Annotated in this window: 26 protein-coding genes and 1 other annotated feature; of the genes, 8 read left to right on the top strand and 18 right to left on the bottom strand. The window is 41.2% G+C overall.

The window, feature by feature from the left end:
• Positions 1-41 precede the first annotated feature (41 nt).
• Positions 42-1,229: a M14 family metallopeptidase gene (locus C1A12_RS18810; protein WP_101846385.1), complete on the top strand. Its 1,188-nt coding sequence runs from the start codon at positions 42-44 to the stop codon at positions 1,227-1,229.
• A 73-nt stretch (positions 1,230-1,302) separates the two neighbouring features.
• Here C1A12_RS18810 and C1A12_RS18805 read toward each other — a convergent pair whose 3' ends face one another.
• The 4 genes from C1A12_RS18805 to C1A12_RS18790 form a co-directional block, all read right to left on the bottom strand.
• Positions 1,303-1,644, bottom strand: a complete 342-nt coding sequence (locus tag C1A12_RS18805) for a hypothetical protein (protein ID WP_101846383.1) — start codon at positions 1,642-1,644, stop codon at positions 1,303-1,305.
• Positions 1,645-1,758: 114 nt separating this feature from the next.
• Positions 1,759-3,129, bottom strand: coding sequence for an argininosuccinate lyase (argH, locus tag C1A12_RS18800; RefSeq protein ID WP_101846381.1), 1,371 nt, complete (start codon positions 3,127-3,129; stop codon positions 1,759-1,761).
• On the bottom strand, positions 3,122-4,360 hold the full coding sequence (locus C1A12_RS18795; protein ID WP_101846379.1) for an argininosuccinate synthase: 1,239 nt from the start codon (positions 4,358-4,360) through the stop codon (positions 3,122-3,124). Before C1A12_RS18795 ends, argH begins: the two co-directional genes overlap by 8 nt.
• Before the next feature lie 62 nt (positions 4,361-4,422).
• Positions 4,423-4,638 (bottom strand) — a binding site (T-box leader).
• Between the two features lie 219 nt (positions 4,639-4,857).
• The gene (locus C1A12_RS18790) at positions 4,858-5,187 is read right to left on the bottom strand and encodes a four-helix bundle copper-binding protein (RefSeq protein ID WP_101846377.1); all 330 of its coding nucleotides are present in this window, start codon (positions 5,185-5,187) and stop codon (positions 4,858-4,860) included.
• A gap of 1,118 nt (positions 5,188-6,305) precedes the next feature.
• On the opposite strand from C1A12_RS18790, the gene C1A12_RS18785 reads away from it, so the two are divergent.
• Entirely contained in the window at positions 6,306-7,721 is a 1,416-nt protein-coding gene (locus C1A12_RS18785; protein ID WP_101846375.1) for an MDR family MFS transporter, read from the top strand.
• Positions 7,722-7,775: 54 nt separating this feature from the next.
• On the opposite strand, the gene C1A12_RS18780 is transcribed toward C1A12_RS18785, so the two are convergent.
• The 7 genes from C1A12_RS18780 to C1A12_RS18750 all read right to left on the bottom strand — a co-directional run bounded on the left by C1A12_RS18780 (position 7,776) and on the right by C1A12_RS18750 (position 16,824).
• Positions 7,776-9,419: an aryl-sulfate sulfotransferase gene (locus C1A12_RS18780; RefSeq protein ID WP_101846373.1), complete on the bottom strand. Its 1,644-nt coding sequence runs from the start codon at positions 9,417-9,419 to the stop codon at positions 7,776-7,778.
• Between the two features lie 358 nt (positions 9,420-9,777).
• Positions 9,778-10,590: a DUF692 family multinuclear iron-containing protein gene (locus C1A12_RS18775; protein WP_159462231.1), complete on the bottom strand. Its 813-nt coding sequence runs from the start codon at positions 10,588-10,590 to the stop codon at positions 9,778-9,780.
• 27 nt (positions 10,591-10,617) lie between these two features.
• Positions 10,618-11,331 (bottom strand): metallophosphoesterase, encoded by a 714-nt coding sequence (locus C1A12_RS18770; protein ID WP_101846370.1) that lies wholly within the window; start codon positions 11,329-11,331, stop codon positions 10,618-10,620.
• Between the two features lie 139 nt (positions 11,332-11,470).
• Complete coding sequence (locus tag C1A12_RS18765) at positions 11,471-12,610, bottom strand: mannitol-1-phosphate 5-dehydrogenase (RefSeq protein WP_101846368.1); 1,140 nt, start codon at positions 12,608-12,610, stop codon at positions 11,471-11,473.
• Complete coding sequence (locus tag C1A12_RS18760; protein WP_101846366.1) at positions 12,611-13,048, bottom strand: PTS sugar transporter subunit IIA; 438 nt, start codon at positions 13,046-13,048, stop codon at positions 12,611-12,613.
• 14 nt (positions 13,049-13,062) lie between these two features.
• Positions 13,063-15,162: a BglG family transcription antiterminator gene (locus tag C1A12_RS18755; protein WP_101846364.1), complete on the bottom strand. Its 2,100-nt coding sequence runs from the start codon at positions 15,160-15,162 to the stop codon at positions 13,063-13,065.
• A gap of 189 nt (positions 15,163-15,351) precedes the next feature.
• Positions 15,352-16,824 carry a PTS mannitol transporter subunit IICB gene (locus C1A12_RS18750; protein ID WP_101846362.1) on the bottom strand — a complete coding sequence of 491 codons (1,473 nt, stop codon included), beginning with the start codon at positions 16,822-16,824 and terminating at the stop codon, positions 15,352-15,354.
• 534 nt (positions 16,825-17,358) lie between these two features.
• Here C1A12_RS18750 and ectA point away from each other — a divergent pair.
• From ectA to C1A12_RS18730, 4 genes are all read left to right on the top strand, one after another.
• The gene (gene ectA, locus C1A12_RS18745) at positions 17,359-17,877 is read left to right on the top strand and encodes a diaminobutyrate acetyltransferase (protein ID WP_101846361.1); all 519 of its coding nucleotides are present in this window, start codon (positions 17,359-17,361) and stop codon (positions 17,875-17,877) included.
• Between the two features lie 52 nt (positions 17,878-17,929).
• Complete coding sequence (ectB, locus tag C1A12_RS18740) at positions 17,930-19,210, top strand: diaminobutyrate--2-oxoglutarate transaminase (protein WP_101846359.1); 1,281 nt, start codon at positions 17,930-17,932, stop codon at positions 19,208-19,210.
• Between the two features lie 41 nt (positions 19,211-19,251).
• Positions 19,252-19,647, top strand: coding sequence for an ectoine synthase (locus tag C1A12_RS18735; RefSeq protein WP_101846357.1), 396 nt, complete (start codon positions 19,252-19,254; stop codon positions 19,645-19,647).
• A 110-nt stretch (positions 19,648-19,757) separates the two neighbouring features.
• Entirely contained in the window at positions 19,758-20,177 is a 420-nt protein-coding gene (locus tag C1A12_RS18730) for a VOC family protein (protein ID WP_101846355.1), read from the top strand.
• Between the two features lie 5 nt (positions 20,178-20,182).
• Here the strand turns inward: C1A12_RS18730 and C1A12_RS21465 are convergent, their stop codons facing one another.
• Together C1A12_RS21465 and C1A12_RS18725 are read right to left on the bottom strand one after the other, a co-directional pair.
• Positions 20,183-20,275: a putative holin-like toxin gene (locus C1A12_RS21465; RefSeq protein ID WP_235001668.1), complete on the bottom strand. Its 93-nt coding sequence runs from the start codon at positions 20,273-20,275 to the stop codon at positions 20,183-20,185.
• Positions 20,276-20,382: 107 nt separating this feature from the next.
• Entirely contained in the window at positions 20,383-20,511 is a 129-nt protein-coding gene (locus C1A12_RS18725; protein WP_101846353.1) for a YpzI family protein, read from the bottom strand.
• Between the two features lie 220 nt (positions 20,512-20,731).
• Between C1A12_RS18725 and C1A12_RS18720 the strand changes: the two genes are divergently transcribed.
• Both C1A12_RS18720 and C1A12_RS18715 read left to right on the top strand, forming a co-directional pair.
• Positions 20,732-21,079 (top strand): YrhK family protein, encoded by a 348-nt coding sequence (locus tag C1A12_RS18720; RefSeq protein ID WP_101846351.1) that lies wholly within the window; start codon positions 20,732-20,734, stop codon positions 21,077-21,079.
• Positions 21,080-21,182: 103 nt separating this feature from the next.
• Positions 21,183-21,740 carry a DUF4396 domain-containing protein gene (locus C1A12_RS18715; protein WP_235001667.1) on the top strand — a complete coding sequence of 186 codons (558 nt, stop codon included), beginning with the start codon at positions 21,183-21,185 and terminating at the stop codon, positions 21,738-21,740.
• A 330-nt stretch (positions 21,741-22,070) separates the two neighbouring features.
• Here C1A12_RS18715 and C1A12_RS18710 read toward each other — a convergent pair whose 3' ends face one another.
• From C1A12_RS18710 to C1A12_RS18695, 5 genes are all read right to left on the bottom strand, one after another.
• Positions 22,071-22,733, bottom strand: a complete 663-nt coding sequence (locus tag C1A12_RS18710; RefSeq protein WP_159462230.1) for a diphthine--ammonia ligase — start codon at positions 22,731-22,733, stop codon at positions 22,071-22,073.
• A gap of 247 nt (positions 22,734-22,980) precedes the next feature.
• Positions 22,981-23,058 (bottom strand): putative holin-like toxin, encoded by a 78-nt coding sequence (locus C1A12_RS21720; RefSeq protein WP_371925972.1) that lies wholly within the window; start codon positions 23,056-23,058, stop codon positions 22,981-22,983.
• Positions 23,059-23,317: 259 nt separating this feature from the next.
• Entirely contained in the window at positions 23,318-24,181 is an 864-nt protein-coding gene (locus C1A12_RS18705) for a manganese catalase family protein (RefSeq protein WP_101846345.1), read from the bottom strand.
• A gap of 104 nt (positions 24,182-24,285) precedes the next feature.
• Entirely contained in the window at positions 24,286-25,275 is a 990-nt protein-coding gene (locus C1A12_RS18700) for a bile acid:sodium symporter family protein (RefSeq protein ID WP_101846343.1), read from the bottom strand.
• Complete coding sequence (locus C1A12_RS18695; protein WP_101846341.1) at positions 25,275-26,663, bottom strand: FAD-binding oxidoreductase; 1,389 nt, start codon at positions 26,661-26,663, stop codon at positions 25,275-25,277. The genes C1A12_RS18700 and C1A12_RS18695 overlap by 1 nt, the downstream gene beginning before the upstream one ends.
• Positions 26,664-26,855: the final 192 nt, after the last annotated feature.

Below are 26,855 nucleotides of genomic sequence, written 5' to 3'. Positions count from 1 at the left end.
CATATAGTATAGAGATACTCCATATTAGGAGGTGGCTATAAGTGGACGTACAAGTAAGAAACGGCGATTCGTTATGGTACTATTCCAATACCTTTAACGTGCCACTCCCTCTCATCATTCACTCTAATCCTAACATTAATCCGGCTTCTTTATCTCGTGGACAGACCATTCATATTCCCGGTTACCGCTTAGAAAATTATACCATAGAGCCAGGAGATACATTTTACAAACTTGCTACGAACAGAAGATTATCAATAGATAGTTTACTTCTGGTCAACCCCCGTTCGAACCCAAATGGGCTTCGAATCGGCCAAACGGTTAAAATCCCAACTAGAGTTACATCAGCCATCATACACCCACGTGAAAAGTACGACTATCAAACAATGACTTCTGACTTAGAAAACCTCACTGAGTTGTATCCATTTATGAAAACACGAGCAATTGGAAAAAGCGTAATGGGAAAAAGTCTTATTGAACTTCAGATAGGCGATGGAGATAAAGTTATTCATTGGGACGGTTCCTTTCACGCACAGGAATGGATTACCACTTGTGTCATTATGGAGTTTGTCAACAGCTACCTTCTGGCATTGACAAATAATGAAACCATCCGCGGCCGAGTGATGGGCCCCTTTTACAGCGAAATCACTTTATCCATTGTTCCCATGGTTAATCCGGATGGAGTCGATCTTGTCTTAAACGGACCTCCAAATGGGTCATATGGGGAATCAGCGATACAAATAAATAATGGCAGTACTGACTTTAGTGGCTGGAAGGCTAATATTAGAGGTGTCGACTTAAATAATCAATACCCCGCGAATTGGGAGATGGAAGCCGCACGTAAACCAAAAGAGCCAAAACCGAGAGACTTCCCCGGTTATAGCCCTCTGACAGAGCCGGAAAGCAAAGCTATGGCTGAATTAGCAGGCGAGTTAAACTATGAAACGATGCTTGCCTTCCATACACAGGGAGAAGTAATTTACTGGGGGTATGAAAATTGTGAACCTCCACGCTCCAGGCAAATTGTAAATGAATTCTCCCGCGTCAGCAGTTTTGAACCTATTCGCTATGTTTACAGCTTTGCCGGTTACAAAGACTGGTTTATTCAAGACTTTCGAAAGCCGGGATTCACCGTAGAGCTTGGTCAGGGCATCAATCCCCTTTCTATCAGACAGTTTGATGAAATCTACCAGAAAGCACTCGGAATCTTTTTAGCAAGTATGTATATGTAAGGAAAAACTCCGTGTATAAGAACTAATCCTTACAAAAAACGACGCCCTCCATACGAGAGCATCGCTTAACCTTCTACAATTTATCCTGATCCATATGCCCCTGGTGCGTAGTCAAGATTGCCAGTGCATCATTGTATTCGTCGCGATCGACATCAAAGTGCAGCAAATGAGTAAGATAATTCGTTTCCGGCGGCGTGTCCTCCCGGGAAGTTGCTTTATCGGGCTTAATCACATCACTGAAATTAGCTACGCCCGCTGACTGGCTTTGATTCAAGATAGGGACAATTCCTGTCAAACGGGACTCTTCGGGAATAGCTTCCACCATTTCATTTGATACAGACAGCTTCTGCAGCTCTGCTCTGGCACTTTCCGCATCGTTTTCTGTTTTAAAATAAGCTTCAATATGCTTCGTCACAGCTACCACCCTCTCCTTGTTTTTTATTGTACTTACACTATTCCCTATTTAAGCTGAACTATAACTTTTTAAAAGCGATAAAAAGCCCCTTCTTTAATCGAAGAGGCTTCTTAATTATATATGCTTTTTAGCAAGATCAAGTTGTTCCTTCACCTGTTTAAAACCTGTTCCGCCTTCACTGCTGCGGGCGGCAACCACTTGATCTGGAGCTAGTTTTTCATAAATATCATCTTCAAACAACTCGGAGAACTGCTGGTACTCATCAAGCTTCAATTCAAGCAAATATTTCCCCTGCTCAATCGCATACAATACAACCTGCCCAATTACCGCGTGAGCATCACGGAAAGGCATCCCTTTTACAGCCAAATAGTCAGCAATATCTGTGGCATTAGAATAGTCTTCATTTACAGCCTGACGCATATTAGCACCCTTTACTTCCATGGAAGCAAGCATTGGAGCAAGTAAAGATAAGGCTCCGTCCAGAGTTTCTACTGTGTCAAACATGCCTTCTTTATCCTCCTGCATATCCTTGTTGTATGCGAGAGGAAGACCTTTAAGCAGTGTCAGCAGACCCATTAAGTTGCCATATATACGTCCTGTCTTCCCGCGAAGCAGCTCCGGTACATCCGGATTTTTCTTCTGCGGCATTATACTTGATCCTGTACAAAACGCGTCATCCAGTTCAATAAAATCAAACTCCTGACTGCTCCAAAGAATTAACTCCTCAGAAAGTCTGGAAATATGGGTTATTAAAATGGAAGAGATTGACAAAAATTCCAGGATAAAATCACGATCGCTGACGGCGTCTAATGAGTTGGGATAAACGTTCTCAAATCCGAGCGCCTCAGCTGTCATCTTTCTATCGACCGGGTAAGGAGTACCCGCAAGCGCAGCTGCTCCAAGCGGAGACCAGTCAATTCGCTTGATACTGTCCTGCAGACGTTGTTTATCACGTTCAAACATCCAGAAATACGCAAGCAGGTGATGAGCGAATGAAACAGGCTGGGCACGCTGGAGATGCGTATAGCCTGGGATAATCGTTTCCACGTGATGTTCTGCTTGATCGGCAAGTGCTTTTTGAACAGCCTCCACTAACCCTATAAGCTGGTTTGTTTTTTCCTTTAAATATAAGTGCATATCAGTCGCAACCTGGTCATTACGGCTTCTTCCGGTATGAAGCTTTCCTCCCACCGGGCCTATTTCCTCAATCAGAAGCTTTTCGATATTCATATGGATGTCTTCATCTTCTACGGAAAATTCTACTTCCTCATTTTCAATCTTTTTTTCAATTGACTGTAACCCTTCTGTGATCTGAGCAGCTTCCTCCTCAGTGATAATGCTGCACTTGCCAAGCATTTTAACATGAGCTTTGCTGCCTTGAATATCCTGCAATACCAGTTTAACGTCAAAACCGATCGAAGAGGTGTACTCTTCGACCAGCTTATCGGTTGGTTTCGTAAATCTTCCGCCCCAAAGCTTACTCATTCACACTCACCGGTTCCTTCTTTGCCTTAATTTCTTTCGATTTATGCACATCAGCATTTACTTTTGTCGGCAGTCCCCAAAGCTTAATGAATCCCACAGCAGCATCATGATCGAAGGCATCGTCTTTAGAGTAAGTGGAAAGCGCTTCGTTATACAGGCTTACAGGAGACTTCTTGCCTACGACATTGTAGTGACCTTTAAACAGCTTCACCTTCACAGTTCCTGTTACTACTTGCTGAGTTTCCTCCACGAATGCCTGAAGTGCAGGCTGAAGCGGGGAATACCACAGTCCATCGTAGATCATTTTAGACATCTGCTGTTCAACGTTCACTTTATATTGAGAAACTTCTCTTGTAAGAGTAATAAATTCAAGTTCTTTATGAGCGTTGATTAATATCATCGCTGCCGGATTCTCATATACTTCTCTGGATTTGATACCGACAAGACGATTTTCTGTATGGTCGATACGTCCGACACCATGCATTCCGCCTAAGTCATTTAATTTTTCGATCAGAGGTACAAGATCCATTTGCTGCCCATCGAGTGCGACAGGAATCCCTTGATCAAATTCAATTTCAATTGTATCAGGGGTATCTGGAGTTTTTTCGATCGGATTCGTCCACGCGTATGCTGCTTCTGGTGCTTCCATCCATGGATCCTCTAGAACACCCGCTTCACAAGCACGGCCCCAGATATTGGCATCAATTGAAAAAGGATTATCCAGATTAACGGGAACAGGGATGCCTTTTTCCTCTGCGTACTGGATTTGTTCATCACGATTCATTCCCCATTCTCTTACAGGAGCTATTACTTCTAAATCAGGATTCAGTGCCTGGATAGACACTTCAAATCTAACCTGGTCATTTCCTTTACCTGTGCATCCATGAGCTACAGCAACTGCCCCTTCCTGCTCAGCTATATCGACCAGCAGCTTTGCAATTAATGGACGAGACAATGCAGAAGACAATGGATACTTTCCTTCATAAAGCGCGTTCGCTTTTAGTGCCGGCATAAGGTAGTCTTTAGCAAGCATTTCTTTTGCATCTACCATGATCGCCTTAATAGCTCCTACATCAAGCGCTTTTTGACGAATGGTCTCAAGATCCTTTCCTTCTCCCACATCAAGTCCAAGCGCAATCACGTCGTAACCATATTTCTCTTGAATCCATTTCACTGAAATTGAGGTATCTAATCCACCTGAATATGCTAATACTACTTTTGGTTTTGACATAGCAAATGCCTCCTTGTATATTTCCGTATATTTTCCATTAAAAAAAGTCCGCCTCTTCTAACATAAGAGACGGACTTTGTATCATCCGCGGTACCACTCTAATTGTCTACAATATAGACCAACTCGTATACTGATAACGGGCGTTCCCGGCTCTGACTACTGGATATTCACCAGAACTTCTCCGAAGTGCGTTTCAATGCAGTTCGAATATCAGGCTCACACCAACCCTGATTCGCTTGGATTCTGATTACATTTACTCTCTTCATCGTAGAATCAATTTGTGTTTATTCTCTGTATGTTTATTACTAATTGTTTATAATTATACATGGCTATTTTTAAAAGTCAACGGGTTTTTTCTAATTTTTTTAAATTCATACAGCCATTAGATAAAATGGGCTTACCACCAAGTTTAATGGAGGAAGCAGCATTCTTTAACAAAATTCTTAAAGTAAAAAAGAAGCGATGTGACTGCACATCGCTTCTCCATAGTGTCATTATTAAGCAGTAAGCTTCCTGCATTCCTCTGCACAGGCAAAGCAGGCTTCGGCACATTGCTGGCAGTGATCGTGGTCATGTTTTTTACACTCATTCCCGCATGCTTCACAAATTTTTGCACAAGCCTCAGCCAGTTCAGCTGCGAAAGGAGTACCTCTAGTTAATGCCTGTTCAAGAAAACTGCAGATATCAGCACATTCCCGATCTGTTCTTATGCATTCAGCCATCATTTTCACGTCATCTTCCTGAAGACAAGCATCGTAACAATGGTTACAGGCTTCCATGCATTCATGCAGCTTTTCAATTGTTGATTGATACTTTAAGTGAGACATATTCATCCTCCTTAGATATGAGTAATTTTATCGACCTATTTTACATTTTCCAATAACGGGATAGGTTAAACCCTACTTTATGCTTCCCCGGGAAATGTGCAGATATTATGCATTTCCCAGATATTTTTTTAAAAATTAAGCAGACCCGTTACAGCAATATTTTGGACTCCGACAGATAATAACGTCCGATCACTTCTGCCTTCTTTCTTTTTGCGCAGTCTTCCTGAGTCATATCTGGCCCGTGTTCATTGACCAATCATCATATCATTTTACTCTCTATGCGAACATTGTAGAAATTTTTGTTGTTTAAAATGTTTAAAATGACGGTATAAGCTAATATACAGCAATTAAATCTATCCATGGAGGAGATTTAAGTGAAAATTAAAGTAAGCAGCTGGAGGATGTTATCAAAACAGGATCAACTCTACATCTTACGCAAGATCAGCCAGCAGCCTAAATTGTTAGCCGCTCGTTAACCGATAATGGGCAATCCCTATTGGAAAGGAAGTCGTCTATCACTTGTTTATGCTTAAGGAAAACAGGAATAGGAAGATGGGTTTTCAATATCATTAAGGCGAAAGATTTTTAATACTTAATAACACCTTGAAAAATTACTATTAAATAGATTGAATGAATATGAATGCTTCCTAGTATAGAACCAAACCCATCTCCCTGATTTTACCCCTTTTTCTTCTATTATTTCTCTTCTTTAAATATACGCGTTTAATGAAATTTCTACTCGTCTTTTTATTCTCCACATGGTGCATCTTCATCCCTTACCGATCTCTACAATCTCTCGTCCCTCATAAAAAGCATAAAATTCCTTGAGCATCTTCTGCCAGCTCCATAATTGATTTGGCCTCCTTTTTCAATTCTTTCTATTTAAATAGGAAGAAAAAACTTGTCTTGCCCCGTAAACAGCATCGCCTTTACATTCTGAAATCCCCCCTTCTTATGCATGTTTTTAATTTATTCACCAATCGTTTTGCTGCCTTTCTAATTCTTTTAAAAAAGAAATCAACTTAGTTGTCATGCTTATCATCTAAGAGTATAATTTTTCATTAGGTCACTAAATAATAGAATTGTAGATTTCTTTTTTACATAGAGGAGGACTGGCTATGCCGCAAAACTACAACAAAGTTCTTATCGCCGCCCTGCTTATCGCTGGTTCATTTGTTACTATATTAAATCAAACCCTAATGATTACAGCTATTCCTCCTATTATGGAGGAAATGAATATTTCAGAGAATACCGCACAATGGCTGACTACCGTATTTATGCTTGTCAATGGAATCATGATTCCAATCAGCGCATTTCTGATTGAAAAATTCACGACCAGACAGCTGTTTATGGCGGCGATGAGTGTTTTTGCACTAGGAACGGTCGTGGGAGGAATTGCAACTAACTTCCCTGTACTACTGCTTGGCCGGGTAATTCAATCAGCTGGAGCAGGCGTAATGCTGCCGCTCATGCAAACCGTGTTTCTGCTCATTTTTCCAGTAGAAAAAAGAGGAGCAGCCATGGGGTACATCGGACTTGTAATTTCCTTCGCCCCTGCTATTGGACCAACGTTATCTGGCTGGGTAACAGAAAATTATACGTGGCGCTACTTATTCTGGTTTATCTTCCCGCTGGCGATTATTATGATCATTGTAGCGTATAAGATCCTTAGAAATGTGACTGAACTTAAAAACCCTAAAGTAGATCCTATATCTATATTATTATCGTCCTTTGGTTTCGGTGGATTATTATACGGTTTCACCAGTGCCGGAAATAACGGCTGGGGCAGTCCCATTACGATTGGCGTATTGATTGCTGGTGCTGCTATATTGTTTATTTTTATCATCCGTCAACTGAAACAAAGTCATCCTATGCTGGAATTTAGAGTGTTTAAATTACGAACGTTTACAATTACAACTGCCATCGGCATGGTATCCTTTATGGGATTAATTGGAGCGGAAACCTTAATTCCATTGTATATGCAAAATATGAGAGACTTCTCAGCAATGGAATCAGGGCTGGTGCTGCTGCCTGGGGCGCTTATTTCTGGTTTTATGTCCCCTATTACCGGAAGGATTTTTGACCGAATTGGAGCCCGTATTCTGGCAATCACAGGGTTATCCATTATGACCGCATCTTCCATAGCACTAGGGCTGCTCGATACTGAGACCTCATTGTCTTACCTCATGATCGCGTATGCGATCCGGATGTTTGGGTTGTCTATGGTTATGATGCCTGTCACAACAGCAGGATTAAACGAACTGCCGCCTAAACTCATTCCACACGGAGCAGCGATGAATAATACGATGCGTCAAATTGCTGCTTCAGTTGGTACTGCGATCCTGGTTACAATAATGACAACTACTGCTATGACCGCCGAACAGCAGCAGACGACAGAAACACCCGATATATTTGGTGTGAACGTTGCGTTTATGGTGGTGTCTGCTTTATCATTTGTAGCATTAATTCTAGCTATCTTTGTAAAACGCACCTCTCCACCCACAGATGAAGAGTGGGACGCTAAGCAGTCATAAGATAGAGAAAAGCACGAAAGAACGAGGACCCCCTCGTTCTTTCGTGCTTTTACATTATTCATTCTGTAAGTTAAACTCCCATTCCTCAGGATAAAGAGGCATACGCTCTGCTCGATAAGCTTGACGGCTTTCTCCTTCTTCAAAACCTGAAACTTTAAGTTCATATACAACTTCAGCTTCTTCGTCGTCTGTGGTTTCAACAATACGACTGTGGAGATCATCTCCTTCTCCAAAGGCATGTCCTGAAGTAATTAATCGATTACCTGTGGCTTCAAGGTAATCTGCATCACCTACAATATTTGAGAAAAATTCCTCCCCTCGTTCTTCTCCGTAAGACCATACTTCCTCAACAGTAAAATCTTCAGTGTTTATACGGTATTGAACGGCACGGCTGAATTCTTCACTCTGATTTTCATCTCCTCTGACAACAGCAATGTTGTTATCAAATAACAAAACGTCTGTAGTATCCGGGTTCTCATCCTGGTCCGGAAGTGTCATAACAGCGTGAGGGCCTCCAGGGAATTTAAAATCTTCCCCTTGCGGTTCAAGAAGATGATCCTGGAACTCTTCAGGCCATCCTTCGTGATCAGCCAGAATCCATTCAACCTCTCCATCAGGATAACTCATATCAACAATCGCATCCTGGTGGCGGCTGGAAACTAGAATATCTTCATCATGTTCGTCATACCAGACCGCATTCTGATGGAACCAGTCTCCTTCATCAGAAGAAGGACCGTCATAATCTTCATACATCTCTTCTGGGAATATATCCTTCATATTTAATTCATCGACCATCTCACCTGACTCACGGTCAATTTCAACCATATCATCTTCAATATAGCCAGAACCATCATGGTCAGTGGCCAGAAAATTATTATTTGGCAGTTCAATCACATCATGGTGGACGACACCCCAATTTTCAAAATTAGTTACGTCAATATAAGATCCAAATGATACTTGTCCCAACATATCCATTTCCAGAATAAGATTATACTGACCCGATTGTTCTACCTTTTGAGTTAAAAATACAAGTTTATTATTTTCAAGACGTTGAAAGACATGGCTGTTCGGCATAGAGGAATACCAGCGGACATCCCCATTTGAATCGACACCGTATGCATATTCACCACTAGGGACCACGAACGTTAAACCATTTTCCATACGTTCTTTATCGGCTTCGATCAATTCTGTATTTAAAAAATTGTCAGGTAGCGGGTCTGTAGTGATCGTCAGTTCCGTTTCAGAAGTATCTCCGTCTTCGTTTTCAGCTTCCAGTACTACTGTGTTATCGTGGTCCGGATAAAGACCGAGAATTGGAACCTCATGTTCTGTTTCATAACCATCAAATGTATGGGAGATATTTCCCCCTCCATTCTGACCTTGAACGGTTACTGTGATTTCCTGTGCTTCCTCAGTCTCAAACTTAGCTAAAGCTGTTAAAGGAGCTGCGCCATAAGGATCTTCAATCACAAGAGGCTCGTTCAAATCATATTCTCCTTGACTATAAGAGGACTGAATGACCTCATTTATTCCTTCTTGTTCAGTCATCATTTCCGAATCTCCCTCGACTGTACGTTCACCTTCTTCTTCCTCTCCGCCTGAACCATAACCAAATTCTTTGCCGTCGGCGTTTGCTAAAAACACTACGACTCCGGCGACAACGGCGCCTAGTAAAACGCCCATGATTAGTTTCTTCAAATAATCTCCCCCACTTTATTAAAACTTCTCCAGTTACCACCAGTTGTTATGTAGATTTAATGATAAGAATGATATAGGAATAGATAACTAGATACTTTACTTAACCCTAAATTTCGACACTTTAAACTCCCTCTTTCTTAACATCTTGGTAAATCTATTCTGATGTAGTAAAAGAACAAAGGGGGCTCGCGCCCTGGCAGGTACGACACTCAGAAGCCAAACGGCCGAAGGATGGATTATGCACCGAGTGTGTGAGCAAAGACGCCGGATGTTGCTCTGCAAAAAAGTATCCACGGCCTGGACTTTTATAATTTTCTAAAAAACAAAAAAAGCACAAAAAATTGTGCTTGGCTGATACTTATATATTTTTAACTAGTTTATATAAACGGGGTGTCTGTTCTTCAATAATTCCTGAATCAGTACGCCATTCGAAAATAGGGCCGACTCCTCCATACTCGAAAGAAGCAGCCCATGGCTCGCTCCATACTCCTTCTTTAATATTGGATAATGCCCATTCAGCCAGTTTCCAATCCGCTTTACTCATAGGCATACTATCTCTATAACTCCCGTCTTTCTGTTGAATTCCAGTAATATGAAGTTCTTTGAGCTGATCAAGTGGAAAACGGCTGATATAGTTGTATACATCTTCTCCAGAGTAGTAACAGGTCATTTGAGCATGAGCAATATCCAGCAGCAGGCCGCACTTCGTTTCATAAACAATTTCAGAGATTAGCTCCGGGGTAACAACTGCCCGCAGCATGTCACTGTTATGATCCCGATAAACCACATTCTCCAGAATAACCTTTTCTGCTCCAAATTGATTTACCGCATGCTGAATGTCATCAATAATATGCTTTTTAATAACCTTTACATCTTCCTTAGCCAGACTTGCACTCGGAATGGAGGGAAAATCTTTGGAATAAGCAACTAAATGCAAGTTAACAAAAGGAGTCTGCGTCTGTTGAGCCAGCTTTGCAATTTGACTCCAGTTCACCGAGGGAAGTTCACCATGCCCCGCATCAAGATCAAAATGAATATAAGAGGGTTTACTCTTTTCCGCTTGTTGAACTAATAATGGATCAAAATCAGGGCATTTAAATAAGTCTAAATCAATGAGTGATTGACTGATCAGCTTCTGAGCTTCTGGTGAGTAATTCATAGCAAACTTCATTTGACTGCCCCTTCCTAAAGTCATATATTATTGTGCGTTACGATATTTGGCAAACAAGAGCTCATCTCGATACTTTTCATATTCAGGCAGATCCCGATCTCTTGAGATTTGCAGTTCAGCTTCACGGTCGTAGTTTACACGGATAAATTGTATGCAATTAGTCGAGTAAGAGCCGTCAATAATCGCATAAGAAGCAGAAGTTAAATCCAGTGAATTGCCGACGCTTCCGGTGTTGCACAAGATACCGCACTCATATGTATGTAAAAAAGCAGTATGTATATCACCATAAAAGACGATATCAGGTTGCCGCACTGCTCCCGTGTGCTCACTATTTTCAAACATTGTCAGTCGTTTTTCCAGTGAATGAAAAGGAAGAATTCGTTCAAATTCACTCCTCGGGGACGCATGAAAGAACCTGATTACCTGTCCGTTTACTTCTAAATCAAAGTAGAAAGGAAGAGAAGCTAAATATTCATAATCCTCTCTAGAAAGCTGGTCCTTGAACCATTGAATAAAGTCGTCATCAGAAGAGTCCTGAATAAAAACGTCCCAATTGCCCCTTACAACCTTTTCACATTTTGTTTTAATAACTTGGATACACTCCGATCCCTGCGGCCCTTTTCCAATAAGATCTCCCAGGCACACAATTCGTTCAATTCCTCTTTGACGGATATCGTCCATTACTGCATCTAACGCTGTCTTATTTCCATGAATATCAGATATTACTGCAATTTTTGTCACGTTTACTCCACCTTATTATCTCATGTATATTCTAAGTGCTTAAAATCTTACCTATTAGAGTACAATTCTTTGCCCATTGTTCTTTTCCTGCTTTTTTCTAAACAAAAAAGCAAGGGAACTGTCTCCCCTGCCTTGTTAATCAATGACTCAAATATTCTTTCACTTGTTTGATCACTGGATGGTCTGCTGGAAGCTCTGTTACTTCTAACAGAGCATTCAGTGCCCCATTTTCTTTAATTGATTGTTGAAGCTTTTGAGATTCTTCATCATTAGGGTCGTTAAATAAGAGTGCTGCTGCAATGACTTCAGGTAAGTGACGAGGCGCTTCACCTGCTATGTCAACATACTCAGCAGCCGGTCTAACCAGCCGATCTTTCGGCCCCAATTTACGGATCGGGCCTCGCCCTACCCGAGTTACTTCATCTGAAATACTAGGGTTTTTAAATCTATCAATTATTTTATTAATATAATCATGATGACCCTCACGATTAAATTGATATTTCCCGATTAGAACGAACCCTGTCTCCTCTAATGTACCTTTTACTTTATCCAGGACCGCTTGATCATCCATTGACTCTTTTATTGTGGAATGGCCGTGCTTTCTGCCTAAATAAGCAGCTGCTGCATGGCCGGTATTAACTGTAAACAGCTTTCGTTCAATAAATGGAGTTAAATTTTCTACATAATGAATCCCTTTTACGTCCGGACGTTTTCCTTTTATATCTTTTGTTTCAACAACCCATTCATAGAACGGCTCTACTTCTACAGTTAAAGGATCTTTATGATTCTGGTCAGGAACAATTCGATCGACCGCTGCATTTGGAAAACCAAACATCGTCTCACATTTACTTTTGTGTTCGGATGGAATATGTTCATATACACTTTCTTTTAAAAGCGAGCTTCCTCCAATCACGTTTTCACAAGCAATGATGTTCAGCGGGCCTTGTTGATCATTTACACGCTGCTGTAAACCCTGGGCAATCACCGGAGCGATAACCGGGAGTATCGTTGCACCTACTGCCGTCGTAACCAGATCAGCTTTACTGATCTCATGAATAATTTGTTCTTCAGCCGTTTTACTATTTAACCCTGATACTTGCTCTACATATAAAAAATCATCAGCGCCAGCAAGAAGGACCTTGTACGAATTTTTACTATTAAGTGCTTCAATAACCTCATCGTTAATGTCAACAAAAATCGTTTCATAGCCTGATTGATTCAACAGAGCACCAATAAACCCTCTCCCTATATTACCTGCTCCAAAATGAACTGCCTTCATTTAGCTCACCTCACTAAAGATCGCCAGTACTTCCTCTTTCGTTTCTGCAGCAAGAATTTTATCAATATTTTCTTCTTCAGAGCATACAATAGCAATTTGGGAAAGAACTTCTAAATGATCATCTCCCTTTCCGGCAATTCCAATCAGCAATTTCACAATATTGCCATCTCCAAAATCCACACCGTCAGGAACTGTTACGATCGAAATACCTGTTTCCTTTACAGATTTTTTCGCATCTTCTGTACCATGTGGAATCGCGACTTGGTTCCCCATAAATGTAGAAGTTAACTCTTCTCGTTTCAGCATTTCATCAATGTAATCGGCTGCTACATAACCCTGATTATAAAGAATCTTCCCTGTAAAGCGAATGGCCTCTTCTTTGTTGTCCAGCTTTGCATTAAGCTCAATGTTATTAGTAGTTAGGATGTTATCAGACATTGTCATTCTCCTTTTTAATGTAATTCTTTTTGAAAAAACTGATGCAGTTGATTTGATACATAATGCACAATTGCTTCTTTATCTTTCGACTGTAGGGTCTCGATAGCTCTTGGTTCTTCAACAATTAAAGAACTTAGAAAACTTAATACTTCCAGTCCTTCTTTGTTAATAGACTGCGGGGCAAGCATGAGGAGAATAGTAGATATTTCTATATCGATGCCCCCCATACCAGGAACGCAGACGGGATGCTCCAGGATGTTTATTGTAAACAGCGGCTGCTTTACTTGCTCTGACCGCGAGTGGTATAAAGCAAGAGTAGTGTCAGGGATTCCCAGCCCGCCGGCTTTTTCACGTTCCAAAAGAGATTGCGTGACAGCCTCCGCATCGGTTATGAATTCAATTTCTTCCAACGGCATAACCGCTGCTCTTATCATTTCATCTGAACTCTCTCCTGAAACGTTGACGACCTTTAAGGAATCCAAAATCTGATGGACAGCCGTTGCGTAACGCTGGACGGCTAGCACTGAATCTTGAATACTTTTTATTGTTTGATCCTTAGACTTGACCACAGATCCTAGTCCCTGTTTACTTGTTTGTTTTGTCACTTTTGTTCTGCGGATTGCATGCTCAATTCTATGAACATCAGCGGGAGGGAGCATTGGATTGACCAGAATATATTGATCATGATCTGCAAGCCCTACCGTGGAAACGACAAGGTCAAAGACGGATAGATCAATATTCTTTAAATCAAACAAAGATTCATGTTCCACTGCTTCTATTTCTTTGAATTGCTGGCTCAATTTTGCAGCTAGCATCTTAGCTGTACCAATCCCGCTTGAACATACGACAAGGACTCTTAAACCTTTTGAATAGGTGTTATGCAGTAACGCGGAAGCAAAATGCATGACGAGAAATGCAGTTTCTTCTTTCGGAAAGCGAAATTCTGTGAAAACGTGCCGGACAGCCTCTTCCACAATCGAAAAAAGTTCTCTATAATCTTCTTCAATTTGATCTGCTAATGGATTTTGTATGTCCATTTCCTGTTTAATCCGATAAACACTAGGCTTTAAGTGAACGACTAAGTCATTCAGTAAGTGACTGGATTCATGTAAATTCACATCGATCCGGCTGGAAACATATTCGATTAATTGTTTCGCTTTAAAAGCTACACTTAAACTTGTGGCTTCTAAGAAAGCATCCTGGGTGTAACGTACCTTCGCCCCCATGAGGTGCATCGTAATATAGCCCGTTTCCGCTTCAGGTATGTTTAATTCAAACGTTTTTTCCAGACGGTTAATGAGCTCTCTGGCAATTTCAAACTCTTGAGAATGGCGAAGATCTTCTAGATATTCATCTGCCATCTCAATTATTTCACCCTTTTGAATGCGTTCCAGCGCCAAAGCAAGGTGGATGACAAGACCCAGGTATGCACTATCTGCCAAGTCATAAGTTAGAGAAGATCTAATCCCTTCCACGTGCCGCTCTATAGACGCCAGCTTATCTTTGTCCACGAGCCCAAGTAATTGATCTGAAACAGTGTCGACAGGGGATTCAGCTATCCCTCCGATATTTTCTCTCAGGATATTCAAGAGATCGAGCTCGTCCATATACCGCATGATCAAAAACCCGATGGCTTCACGAATCTTTGCTTCTTCCCCCTGGATTTCAACACCATATCCTCGTTTTCGTATAAGAGTGAGGTGGAAGCCGTAAAGTTCGCCTTCAATCTTATCGAGGTCATTACTAATGGTAGCTACGGTCACCCCGAGTTCATGTGAAAGAGAGAGCAATTTAACAGGCTCCTTCGCTTCAAGTAATCGAGATAAAATCATGAGATGCCGTTCTTCCGGTGTATAATCAATAGCGGATTGCTGGTTGATCTCCATTAGGAGTTTTTGCCGCTTTTCCTGGTCACCCTGCAGCAGCAGACCGCTTCCTGATTTCTTCTTAAGTGTAAGCCCGTAGGACTTAAGAGATTCCTCTACCCCTTTTAAGTCACGATGAATCGTACGAGGACTTACATCTAATTCATCAGCCACCGACTTTACTGTTAGTTCATTTCTCGCATCGATTAACAGCTGCAGTATCTTACGTTCTCTTCCGGTAATATACATACCGCTTCCACCCCCTCCTGTTAATGACACTTTTTAAATACCAACCAATCTTCCCTTTCATCATATGCCTTTCTATCCCTTCAAAACAATAGTAAGAAAAGCAAAATCCTGCACGTTTAATGTTGCCAAAATTTAATAATATTATCGAAAGAAAGAGCCTGAAATGACTCAGACTCTTTTCCTCTTTAACTATTGATCAGATTTTAATTCTTCTACAAGTTCATCATACTTTGGACTATTTAAGAAATTTTCTACTGAAATGTGATAAGCATCAGGCACTTTTTGAATAGCGCGTTCTGTCAGATCCTTATGGGTAATAACGACGTCGACATCAGAAGGAAGATCATTAATCGCCATATTCGTTACGTCAATATCTATGGAAGCCTTCTTAAACTTATTCTTTAATAAAGAAGACCCCATCGCACTTGACCCCATTCCTGCATCACAGGCGAAGATGATTTTCTCTACATTTTCCCGATTTAAGGCAGGGACTTCGTCAGTTGAACGCTCTTGGACAGGTGCAGCTTCTTCCGATTGCTCTTCATGGGAAAGGTTGTCAGAAACACTACTTTTCTTACCTTTCATGTCTTCCATCTTAGCAGTGGCTTGTGTTAGATCTCCCTCTTCCTCCTGTTTACTTACTTTCAAAATGAAAGAAGCAATAAGAAAAGAGACAACTGTCGCAATAAGAACTCCCAGAATAACACCAACATAATCCGTTCTTGGTGTTAAGGCCATATAGGCAAAGATACTGCCGGGAGAAGGCGTCGCACTTAAACCAACCCCAAAGGCAGCGAATGTAGCTGTACCACTTACACCCCCGCCGATAACTGCCAATAGCAGCGCAGGTTTGGATAAAATATATGGAAAATAAATTTCATGAATTCCGCCAAAAAACTGGATAATAGCAGCGCCGGGTGCAGTCTGTCTTGAAACCCCTTTTCCAAAAATCATAAAGGCAAGCAGAACACCAAATCCCGGTCCCGGATTGGATTCAAGCATGAATAAGATAGATTTGCCAAGCTCCGATTGCTGGCTGGCACCAATCGGATTTAAAATCCCATGGTTAATTGCGTTGTTCAAGAACAGAACTTTGGCCGGTTCTATAAATATGTTTACTAGAGGAAGAAGTCCAGCATCAATTAAAAATTCAACCCCGACCGCAAGGGCCCTTGTCAACCCTGAAATAATCGGACCCATCACGTAATAAGAAAGAATCGTCAGGATGGTTCCCAGAATACCTGCTGAGAAATTGTTAACAAGCATTTCAAATCCTTGACGGACCCGGCCTTCAAACAGTTTATCAATCTGCTTGATTGCATAACCGCCGGCCGGCCCCATGACCATAGCTCCTAAAAACATCGGCGCATCCTCTGAGAATACAATCACTCCCATCGTAGATATCGCACCGACAACTCCACCACGGAGACCATAAACCAATCGGCCGCCGGTAAAAGCAATAAGAATAGGTAATAGATAAAATAAGATCGGCTCTACCATTTCTGCAAGATCAGCATTTGGCAGCCATCCACTTTCGATAAATAATGCAGTTATAATACCCCAAGCAATAAAAGCGGCAATGTTCGGCATAATCATTCCACTAAGGAAGCTACCGAATTTTTGAACTTTTGCTCTAAAGCCTGATTTATTTTTCTCAGACATTATCTCACTCCTCGTCTCAAAATTAATTATTTCTTTATAAACCTAATGATAAAACGGTTACATCACTGGCATCAATACAATCTAAACGCATGTTTGGCACATAGAATGTTGCCAAAATTTGATTTCGTAATTGAATTTTATTTGCTGAAAACGCGCTCCCCGCGCCATTCTTCCAAACCCTTTGCCACATATGGGATGAAGCCGTATTTTAAAAACCAACAAATTTCCAAATATCTTAAAATCTTCTGTATATTCAACTATACATAAGCAAACTAGAAGGAACTGCCACTTAGTGTGTGCCATTCCAATTTATAAAGATTAATGCCAATTTATCGAGATTAAGCAGGTTTGATTAAATTTACGCATCCCCCTATTATAAAAACGTTAACAATTCCAGATTTATTCCAAATAGTGGATCTTCAATCGGAAGCATTCATTATTAACGAATGATCTGGGCAACTGTCGTTAAGTCACTAGAATTCTTAAAGGAGGCCAATGTCATTAAACTATTGGAAATGAAACAGGTGATTTCTAATGAATCCTAATACTGCCACAATCACTAAAACTGAAGATACGTTATCCTTTGAAAAACCAACTGTTGAAGACGGCTCTTCCATGTGGGAGCTTGTTGACAACTCAACCCTCGATCAAAATTCACCGTATAAATACATTATGATGTGTGAATTTTTCGCGGAAACTTGCATAGTAGCCAAGCAAAATGATCAAGTTGTCGGGTTTGTAACAGCTTTCATCCCTCCAGAAAAGGAAGATGTACTGTTTATCTGGCAGGTTGGCACAGATGCATCGCAGCGAGGGAAAGGTGTAGCCTCCCGACTGTTAAACAGCCTGCTGCAACGCGAAGGTTGTGAGGGTGTTCGATACGTAGAAGCAACCGTTACTCCATCCAACAAAGCTTCCCAGGCCTTATTTAAACGCTTAGCCCGGGACCACGAAACAAACTGTAAGGTCTCAGAGTGTTTTGCAGAGGAATTATTTCCTGGGGACGAACATGAAGAAGAACTAACGTACAGAATCGGACCATTTTCCAAATAGAACCAAGAACTTTATTCAGAAGAATGAATCATTCTAAGGAGGATTTTAGAAAATGAAAAACGATCTAACCGTATTCGAACAATTGGAATCAGAGGTACGCTCGTATTGCCGCAGCTTCCCTACGATTTTCACAAAAGCACAAGGTTATAAAATGTGGGACGTAGACGGAAAAGAATATTTAGATTTCTTTAGTGGAGCTGGAGCACTAAACTACGGGCATAACGATCCAAACATGAAGAAAAAGCTGATTGAATATATTACGGATGATGGAATCACCCACAGCTTAGACATGGCTTCAACTGCAAAAAAAGATTTTCTAACAAAATTAAATGATGTTATTTTGAAACCTCGAGATCTTGACTATAAAGTCATGTTCCCAGGACCGACTGGCACAAACACGGTAGAAAGTGCTCTCAAGCTTGCACGTAAAGTAACAGGTCGTACAGAAGTGATCAGCTTCACGAATGGTTTTCACGGAATGACTATTGGAGCATTATCAGTAACCGGGAACTCCTTTAAACGTAAAGGTGCCGGTATCCCGCTTCACAATACCGTAACCATGCCTTATGACAACTATATTGACGAAAACTCAGATTCGCTGGATTATTTAGAGCGTTATTTAGAAGATGGCGGAAGCGGTGTTGAAATCCCGGCAGCTGTTATCCTTGAAACGGTTCAAGGTGAAGGCGGTCTAAATACTGCAAGTCCAGAATGGCTGAAGAAGCTTGAAACGATTTGTAATCGTTGGGACATTTTCCTAATAATAGATGATGTGCAGGCTGGTGTTGGACGTACAGGCACGTTCTTTAGTTTTGAACCAGCAGGAATTAAACCAGACGTTGTGTGTCTATCCAAATCTATCGGCGGATATGGACTTCCATTTGCCATTACTCTCATTAAACCAGAGCATGATGTCTGGGCACCAGGTGAGCATAATGGAACTTTCCGCGGAAATAACATGGCGTTTGTTACAGCCACAGAAGCTCTGAACTACTGGGATGATCCAAGCTTTGAAAAAGGCATTCAGGAAAAAGCAGAGAAAATCACTTCTTTCCTTGAAGGTCTTGTAGAAAAGTATCCTGAAATGGATGGATACCGCAAAGGCCGCGGCATTATGCAAGGAATCTCTTCAAATGTAGAAGGATTCTCTGAAAAAGTGGCCGCCCGTGCATTTGAACAAGGACTGATTATGGAAACAGCTGGTGCAGATGATGAAGTATTTAAGCTGTTCCCGCCAATCAATATTGATGAAGAAGCCCTTAATAAAGGCTTTGAAATAATTGAAGAAGCAGTTAAATCTATTGCCAAAGAGAAAGATTTAGTTACTTCTTAATCCACTATTAAACCATACAACAGGAACTGGAGGCTCAAAAAATGAAAGTCGTTAAATTAGAAGATGTACTAGGAACTGAAAATGAAGTTAAAGGTGAAAACTGGACCTCTCGCCGTCTACTCCTTAAAAAAGACGGAATGGGTTACTCTGTCCATGACACAACGATTAAAGCAGGCACTGAAACACACATCTGGTACCAAAATCACCTGGAGGCCGTTTACTGCATCGAGGGCGATGGAGAAGTAGAAACATTAAAAGACGGTAAGGTTTGGCCGATTAAAGCAAACGAAATTTATGCACTTGACGAAAACGATGAGCACCTCCTTCGTGCTAATACGGACATGCGCATGGTTTGCGTCTTCAACCCACCAATTACAGGTGCGGAAACTCATGACGAAAACGGTGTTTATCCACTCGTTGAGGAACAGGAACAATAAAATTATTTATATTCTAAAAAGCCTCTCTACATCGCTGGAGAGGCTTTTTTTTATGAAATTAAAGGAGTCTTAAACCTAAAGAGAGAATAGTGTAAAAAAGGAGTGGTTAAATGTATCAATTAAATGGAGTATTTGTGCCGGTCACAGATTTAGAGAAGGCTAAAGATTGGTACGAACGTCATCTGGGACTGATTCAAGTAGATGAATGGAGTGAAGGTGCAGGATATGTGTTCCCTGCAGGTGATATGACCTTAGCTTTGATCAAAGTAGAAAAGAAACAGCCCTCGGAGTTTAATATTACAGATGACAAGAAAAATGTGTACTTCAATTTCAGCGTCGATGATATTAAAGAAGCACAGCGAAAGTTAAGGAATCACAACGTGGAAACGACAGAGATAGAAGACCTTGGGTTCATGAAGAAGTTTGATTTTACAGATCCGGATGGAAACACGTTAAGTGCGGTTATAGAACATCCTGATTCTCCTTTTCACAAGAACCAAATTAAAAAGCTGCAAGACGTAAAGTTTTAGTTTGGTTATTCATGATCGCGGTCATGGAATTTCAATAGGACAATCACTAACATGCTGAAGTTAATCATTAAAGATAAGGCTTCGAAAGTATCCATCATCAGAAATCCCTCCTTAAACCTTAGCCTTTCCTGTGCCAAGTTTGTCCTATACGCGATGTTCATTAAAAAATGCGTGCCGCTTCTATATACAGCGGCACGCATTTGGATTATCTTCGTTTACGTGCTTCTTCCGGACCTTCCATCTTTGTTGCTCCAGGATAGCCCAGGCTCTGATCACGGTCGGATTCAACTCTTCCAGACTCCTTCAACTTCTTCTCCTGCCGATCCTTACCCATTACCAACCCTCCCTTCTACCCATCCATAGTATGAAGAAAAAAAGCAAGTTTAATTCTTTTTTTTCTCGGTACCAGGTACAGCTGATTACTATTTGTGTACCGGGTACACCTTTATCTCTGTTCTGTAAGGGGTACACTTCAGCTTTCTATGCATGTTTTATAAAAGTGTAAAAAGGTTAGAGATTAAGTATGGAGTGATGAGAAGAGGAGGGGTTTAACAATGGCACAATCTCATACTGCCAGATCAAATTGGGATAGAGACGAGGTTAAAAGAGACCAGTATGTAGGTCAACAAATGAACAAACACTCCCGCTTCTATAAGAATGTGTACGACGTCTTATATACAATTAATGACTTTTTAATGGGGCTTTGGTTCTTAATAGGAAGCTGCTTTTTCTATTTTGAATCCCTGAAAAACTGGGGCGTTACCCTTTTTGTGCTGGCCAGTATTCAATTTATTATTCGACCAACTATTCGATTAGTCCACGATTTTAGAGCTCGAAATCATTACAAAGAAGAATATAAGTCGCAACAAAATCTTACCAATAAAGAAGATAAATCGAGGTGATACCTTGCTTACGATAGTTTCTTGGACAGCTTTAAGTATCGGTATAATCTGTTCCTTGATAATCACAGCAGACGTTTACAGACACCCGCAGATGATGAAAATCATGAATGTGGTTTGGCCCATAAATGGATGGTTTTTTGGACCATTTGCCCTCTACACTTACTTTAAATGGGGGAAGTTAAAAACGAACGATTCCCAGAAAGAAGATACTCGAGGAAAACATGCAAAAGTCTTTGTTTCCACCAGCCACTGTTCCTCAGGTTGCACCCTCGGGGATATAATTGGCGTGCCTATTGTAGCTTTAACTGCAATGACGATCGCTGGCTCCGTTCTTTTTGCCCACTATGTAGTTGAATTCATATTAGCGTATATATTCGGTATTATCTTCCAGTTTTATGCTATCTATCCCATGGCTGAAGAACAAGGGATCGCCGGCTCAATTAAAGCAGCAATTAAAGCAGACTCCCTTTCTTTAATTGCTTTTGAAATTGGCATGTTTGGGTGGATGGCCATTGTCCATTTCTGGCTGTTTCAAGAGCCCCCTAAACCTAACGAAGCTACCTACTGGTTTATGATGCAGTTAGCTATGATCTTTGGATTTATTACAAGTTACCCAGCCAATTGGATATTAGTAAACAAAGGAATAAAAGAAGAAATGTAAGCTAAAGGACAAGTAAAATTCAATTTTCGCACCTATTTTTGTACCAGGTACACAAAATGAAAAGAGTGGTACCAGGTACACCTCTGCCACTTTTCTGTACCTGGTACCAAAATCACCATTAAAATCAATTTTTCATCGCTATTTCTTCCTAATTTTATCTTTTTCCCTTCATCTTTTCACTTTATTTTTCCCCTTACAAATCACTACTCAACGCGCCATATATCAACTGTCTCTTAGTTTAGATGGGAGCAGGTTCACAAAATTAACCCTGTGTACCGGGTACACAAAAATCCCCTGCCTGTACCCGGTACACACATCAATATCCATTCTTCACTTTAGCTCACAATGGATGAATCGGCCGTTCATGGTTTTAAAGTGGTTTCCGGTTTCAAACTCGATTTTGTGATTAAAAATGGGTCCGTCAAATACAAATGTATGGAATTCGCCATTTTCTCCGCACGGATCCACATTGCCTGGCAGCGATTGTACAAAATCCTTCGAAAATATTTCCCCTGTCAGCTTATCGGGAAGCTTCTGAGAATCTATAGTAGTGACGACAGCTTGAAACCCTGCCTCCAAAAATCCGACTGCAGCAGCCATAGTGTCTTTTTTCCATAATGGGTATATAGCGTTCATGCCTAAACGCTGCAGGAGGCTGTCACGGAAATGTTTAATGTCTTCCAGATACAAATCAGCATAAGCAATTGTATCGATTCCGACACTTTTAAACTTATTAAATTGTCCGGAAAGAGCTTGCTCATACGTGATGTTATCCGCTTCCGCAGGGAGCTGGACCTCAAATAAAGCGAGGTCAAGCGATTCTGCCTGAGCTCTGAGAAGATCCCTATTAACTTCGTGAACCGGTAATCGTCCTGTATCCTCCGAAGTTGTTGATAATAAACCTTTTACTTTGTAGTCCTTACTTTCCAGCAGCTGGGAAAGAGCATAAGCGCTGTCCTTCCCACCACTCCATGAAACAATAACTTCTTTCACTATTACTCCCCCCATTAACTCAGGTTATAAAAAATATTTCTTAATTCAGTTCTATCCACAAACATTAATATCATAGTATAAACAGTCAATCAAAATCTTGTTTCAACGTCAGGATAAGTCAATGTATTTTAGATATGGGTCTTCGTTTACTTGATATCATGTAGAAATTAGCATATAATTGTTATGAAAATAAAAAAACCAAGGTGCCCCAACACCTTGGAAGAGTTCAGAATGAGTTAGATTATTTCTACTGTTTATTGTGTATTAGAACCGCTATCAGCATCCCAAAGCTTAGCATTACGCTTATTGCTTCAAACGGAGTCACAGCTATCACCTCCCTCTTAGAGGTTTAACTCATTCTGATACAGGTCCTGCGATTTGAGTATAACATACGTTCGTTATAATACGTGTAATAATTTCCATTTTTCTGAAAATTGATAAATTAGTATTGGTTATTAGTTACTAAATTCACGAAAACTACTGACGGGACACCGTCTTTTTTTGTGGGATATGGACAATATTTTACATATTTCCTTAAATTTTGAAAAAAGCAAACTCTGCAGCCAGAGTTTGCTTTTTTTATTTTAATGAGGAGGCTGGATGCCTTCATTGCCTTGCAGTAAACCTGGATGTGCAGGCGGAGTTCCGTGCATGTAAGGCGGTGCCGGCTGCAACTCAGGAATTTGACCGGTCGCTGAAGGGTTTTGAATGTATTTAAACGTCCCCTTGCCATCAAAGGATGGACCATTTGCCCAGCTTCCCTGGCTGCTTTCTTCTCCTTGTGAAAAGTTCATAAAAGCATAAGCAACGTCTTGTTTTTCATGTTCCGGGCTGAATGTACTTGGTACAACAGCTCCTTCTGCCTGCTCTAGTTCTTCAATAGCGGCCATCCACTGGTTCTGGTGCATTTTATCCCTTGCAATAAGGAAGGACAGCATGTCTCTGACTCCAGGATCCGTTGTCATTTCGTACAAACGTACTACTTGAAGTCTTCCCTGGGTTTCTGCGTTTAAATTGGCGCGAAAGTCAGCGAGCAGGTTTCCGCTCGCAATCGTATAGCGTGCATTCCATGGATATCCGGCACTGTCATTCGGCTGTGCTCCTAGCCCATTTACAATAGCGTGCTGCGGGTTCATTCCTCCTAACACAGCTTCAACTGCAGGATCTTTAGCGCCTTCCTCCTGATCATGAGCAGGTGCTCCATCAAGTAACTGAGCAATCATAGTTGCCAGCATCTCAACATGCGCGATTTCTTCTGTTCCAATATCCAGGATCATATCTTTATATTTATTATCAGCCCTGCAATTCCATCCCTGAAAAAGGTACTGCATCATTACACTCATTTCACCATATTGGCCGCCTAGCACTTCTTGAAGCTTTTTGGCATAAACAGGATCAGGCTGAGTGGGTTTAGCATTATATTGTAATTCCTTCATATGTGAGAACATCTAATATAACTCCTTTTTTTAGAGGTCCTCATTATCATTAACTTCCTTGGACACTTTAACACCGGCAATATCTTCCTCGATCAAAGCGGCCATTAATAAAGGTTTCAATTACTTCCTGTCTGTTGTACTCTTTCTTTAACTGGGTTTACTGGCGCCTCTTCATTCGTTTCTACTGGTTTTTTCGACCAGTAAGTAGCAAGAATCGGCCCGGAAATGTTATGCCCTACGGCTGCGATCACACTTGGAAGAGCAGCAAGAGGACCGAAATGAGCTGTAGCGAGTGCTACACCCAGTCCGGAATTTTGCATACCTACTTCAATAGATATGGCTCGTCTCTTACTTTCATCCAGTTTCATGAACATAGCAGTAGCATAACCTAGAAGCAGACCCATTAAGTTATGCATCATTACTGCCGAGAAAATAATGAGACCGGATGTAGCAATACTTTGAACATTCGCTGCGACAACAGCTGAAACGATAATAATAATCGCCAATACTGAGATGAGAGGCACCACAGTACTGCTTTTGTTAACCGCTTTTGGAAAAATTCTTCGAATCACGACTCCTAAGGATATGGGAATAATAATTACCTGTACGATTGATAAGAACATGGCCATAGGATCCACCGGCAGCCATTGTCCGGCTAATGCCAATAAAATAAGCGGAGTGGCAATCGGAGCCAGCAAGGTTGACAATGAAGTCATAGCGATAGATAAAGCAAGGTTGCCACGAGCCAGGTAAACCATAACGTTTGAAGCTGTCCCGCCCGGCACAGCTCCTAACAATACTAACCCTGCAGCTAATTCACTTGGCAGCTGTAAGATATAAGCGATTACCAACGCTACTAAAGGCATAATTAGAAACTGAGCCATTACCCCTATAATGACAGGGACAGGCTTACTCGCCACTAACTTAAAGTCCACCGGTTTTAACGTTAACCCCATCCCAAACATTACGACCCCTAGAAGAAGCGTAATGTAATTGTTTAAAAACAAAAAGGGATCAGGAATGAAATAAGCGATAACGGCAATCCCCACTACCCAGAACGCGAAGTACTTACCCGCTGTCTTACTAATCGCTTCTAATATTCTCATCAGTTCTCCTCCCTGTTGTGAACGAGCTTATACGGATTCAGCCGTCCATCAGGATCCAGTGCTTTTTTTATATTTTTCATAACCTCGAGGGCGTGTCCATGTTCTTTTTGCTGATATTTCATCTTACCTACACCTACTCCATGCTCGCCAGTGCAAGTGCCTCCCCTTTCTAAAGCATATCCTACTATTCGTTCATTCAACTGTTCTGCTTTGTTAACTTCTTCTGAATCATCCATATTCAGCATGAGGAGAATATGATAGTTCCCGTCACCTACGTGTCCAAGGATCCCTCCATCAAGGTTCAGATGATCGATTGCTTCTCTTGCATGCTTGATTGCTCCTGCGAGCTCTGAAATAGGAACACAGACATCAGTCACCATTAGCTTTTTGCCTGGGTTTCCATGAATGTAGGCATAGGCTAAATTGTGTCTTGCTTCCCATAACCGATTTCTCGCTGCATTGTCTTCTTCAAAATAAATCTCTTCACAATTATGGTCTTCTACAATTTCCTTTGTAAATGTAACATCATGTTTTAAACCGGGCTCATTTCCGTGAAACTCTAAAAATAACGTGGGCTGTTCCTTGTACCTGGTGTCGCTGAAAATATTAGCCTGCTTCATAGAAGGCTCATCCACAAGTTCTACTCTGGCAATAGGTACCCCCGCCTGCAAGACGGATACCACCGCTTTGACTGCATCATCTACGGTAGGAAAAGAAGCTCGTGCTGCGACAATATGTTCAGGAATGCCGTATACCTTTAAGGTTAATTCAGTGATACATCCGAGCGTACCCTCTGATCCTACAAACAGACTGTTTAAGTTATAACCCGATGCCGACTTTTGGGCAAGGTTTCCGGTATGAATTACGTTCCCATCAGCAAGCACCACTTCTAAATCACGCACTTGATCCCTCATTACTCCATATTTTACCGATGTAGTCCCACTCGCGTTTGTCGCTGCCATACCGCCAAGAGTTGCATCGGCTCCCGGGTCAACCGAAAAAAACAGCCCATATTTTTTAAGCTCCTTATTTAACTGAGATCGGGTTACACCGGGCTGCACTTTAACGAGAAAGTCGCTTTCCCGGACTTCAAGTACTTGATTCATCTCTGAGAAATCAATCGTTATTCCTTGATGATAGGGGATGACGTGCCCCTCAAGGCTTGTCCCAAGACCATAAGGTGTCACAGGAACTTCGTAAGCGTTTGCAATCTTCACAATAATTTCTACGTCATGGCTGCTTTCAGGAAAAGTTACTAGATCAGGCGGACTCGGTTTATGGTAGGATTCATCATGACTATGTTGTTCACGTAATGTTTCATTCCTGGATACCTGATGTTCTTTAAGTGAGTTTCTTAGTTCTTCATAAAGACTTTCCGTTTTGTTCATATGTAATTCTCCTTTGTCTAATCCTCTGGTGATTAGAATTATACTTAATTATCGGAAAATTACAACACAATGAATAGAGGGTCGTGAACGGGGTACTCATACACCTAACACTCAAAGGCAGCTTGAGCTTGAATTTAGGTACCAACCTAAACTCTCTGGTTAAAAAACTAATAAGACTGTCGTGAAAGTTAC

The organism is Halobacillus sp. Marseille-P3879, assembly GCF_900240285.1.
GTDB lineage: Bacteria > Bacillota > Bacilli > Bacillales > Halobacillaceae > Halobacillus_A.
Note: the sequence above shows the minus strand (reverse complement) of the source record. Positions and strands in the feature narration are given on the sequence as shown.

Coding starts and splice junctions, on each gene's coding strand:
- argH (WP_101846381.1), bottom strand. CDS start 3,129: ATGAGTAAGCTTTGGGGCGGAAGATTTACGAAACCAACCGATAAGCTG.
- C1A12_RS18795 (WP_101846379.1), bottom strand. CDS start 4,360: ATGTCAAAACCAAAAGTAGTATTAGCATATTCAGGTGGATTAGATACC.
- C1A12_RS18790 (WP_101846377.1), bottom strand. CDS start 5,187: ATGTCTCACTTAAAGTATCAATCAACAATTGAAAAGCTGCATGAATGC.
- C1A12_RS18785 (WP_101846375.1), top strand. CDS start 6,306: ATGCCGCAAAACTACAACAAAGTTCTTATCGCCGCCCTGCTTATCGCT.
- C1A12_RS18775 (WP_159462231.1), bottom strand. CDS start 10,590: ATGAAGTTTGCTATGAATTACTCACCAGAAGCTCAGAAGCTGATCAGT.
- C1A12_RS18765 (WP_101846368.1), bottom strand. CDS start 12,610: ATGAAGGCAGTTCATTTTGGAGCAGGTAATATAGGGAGAGGGTTTATT.
- C1A12_RS18760 (WP_101846366.1), bottom strand. CDS start 13,048: ATGTCTGATAACATCCTAACTACTAATAACATTGAGCTTAATGCAAAG.
- C1A12_RS18755 (WP_101846364.1), bottom strand. CDS start 15,162: ATGTATATTACCGGAAGAGAACGTAAGATACTGCAGCTGTTAATCGAT.
- C1A12_RS18750 (WP_101846362.1), bottom strand. CDS start 16,824: ATGTCTGAGAAAAATAAATCAGGCTTTAGAGCAAAAGTTCAAAAATTC.
- ectA (WP_101846361.1), top strand. CDS start 17,359: ATGAATCCTAATACTGCCACAATCACTAAAACTGAAGATACGTTATCC.
- ectB (WP_101846359.1), top strand. CDS start 17,930: ATGAAAAACGATCTAACCGTATTCGAACAATTGGAATCAGAGGTACGC.
- C1A12_RS18735 (WP_101846357.1), top strand. CDS start 19,252: ATGAAAGTCGTTAAATTAGAAGATGTACTAGGAACTGAAAATGAAGTT.
- C1A12_RS18730 (WP_101846355.1), top strand. CDS start 19,758: ATGTATCAATTAAATGGAGTATTTGTGCCGGTCACAGATTTAGAGAAG.
- C1A12_RS21465 (WP_235001668.1), bottom strand. CDS start 20,275: ATGATGGATACTTTCGAAGCCTTATCTTTAATGATTAACTTCAGCATG.
- C1A12_RS18725 (WP_101846353.1), bottom strand. CDS start 20,511: ATGGGTAAGGATCGGCAGGAGAAGAAGTTGAAGGAGTCTGGAAGAGTT.
- C1A12_RS18720 (WP_101846351.1), top strand. CDS start 20,732: ATGGCACAATCTCATACTGCCAGATCAAATTGGGATAGAGACGAGGTT.
- C1A12_RS18715 (WP_235001667.1), top strand. CDS start 21,183: ATGAATGTGGTTTGGCCCATAAATGGATGGTTTTTTGGACCATTTGCC.
- C1A12_RS18705 (WP_101846345.1), bottom strand. CDS start 24,181: ATGTTCTCACATATGAAGGAATTACAATATAATGCTAAACCCACTCAG.
- C1A12_RS18700 (WP_101846343.1), bottom strand. CDS start 25,275: ATGAGAATATTAGAAGCGATTAGTAAGACAGCGGGTAAGTACTTCGCG.
- C1A12_RS18695 (WP_101846341.1), bottom strand. CDS start 26,663: ATGAACAAAACGGAAAGTCTTTATGAAGAACTAAGAAACTCACTTAAA.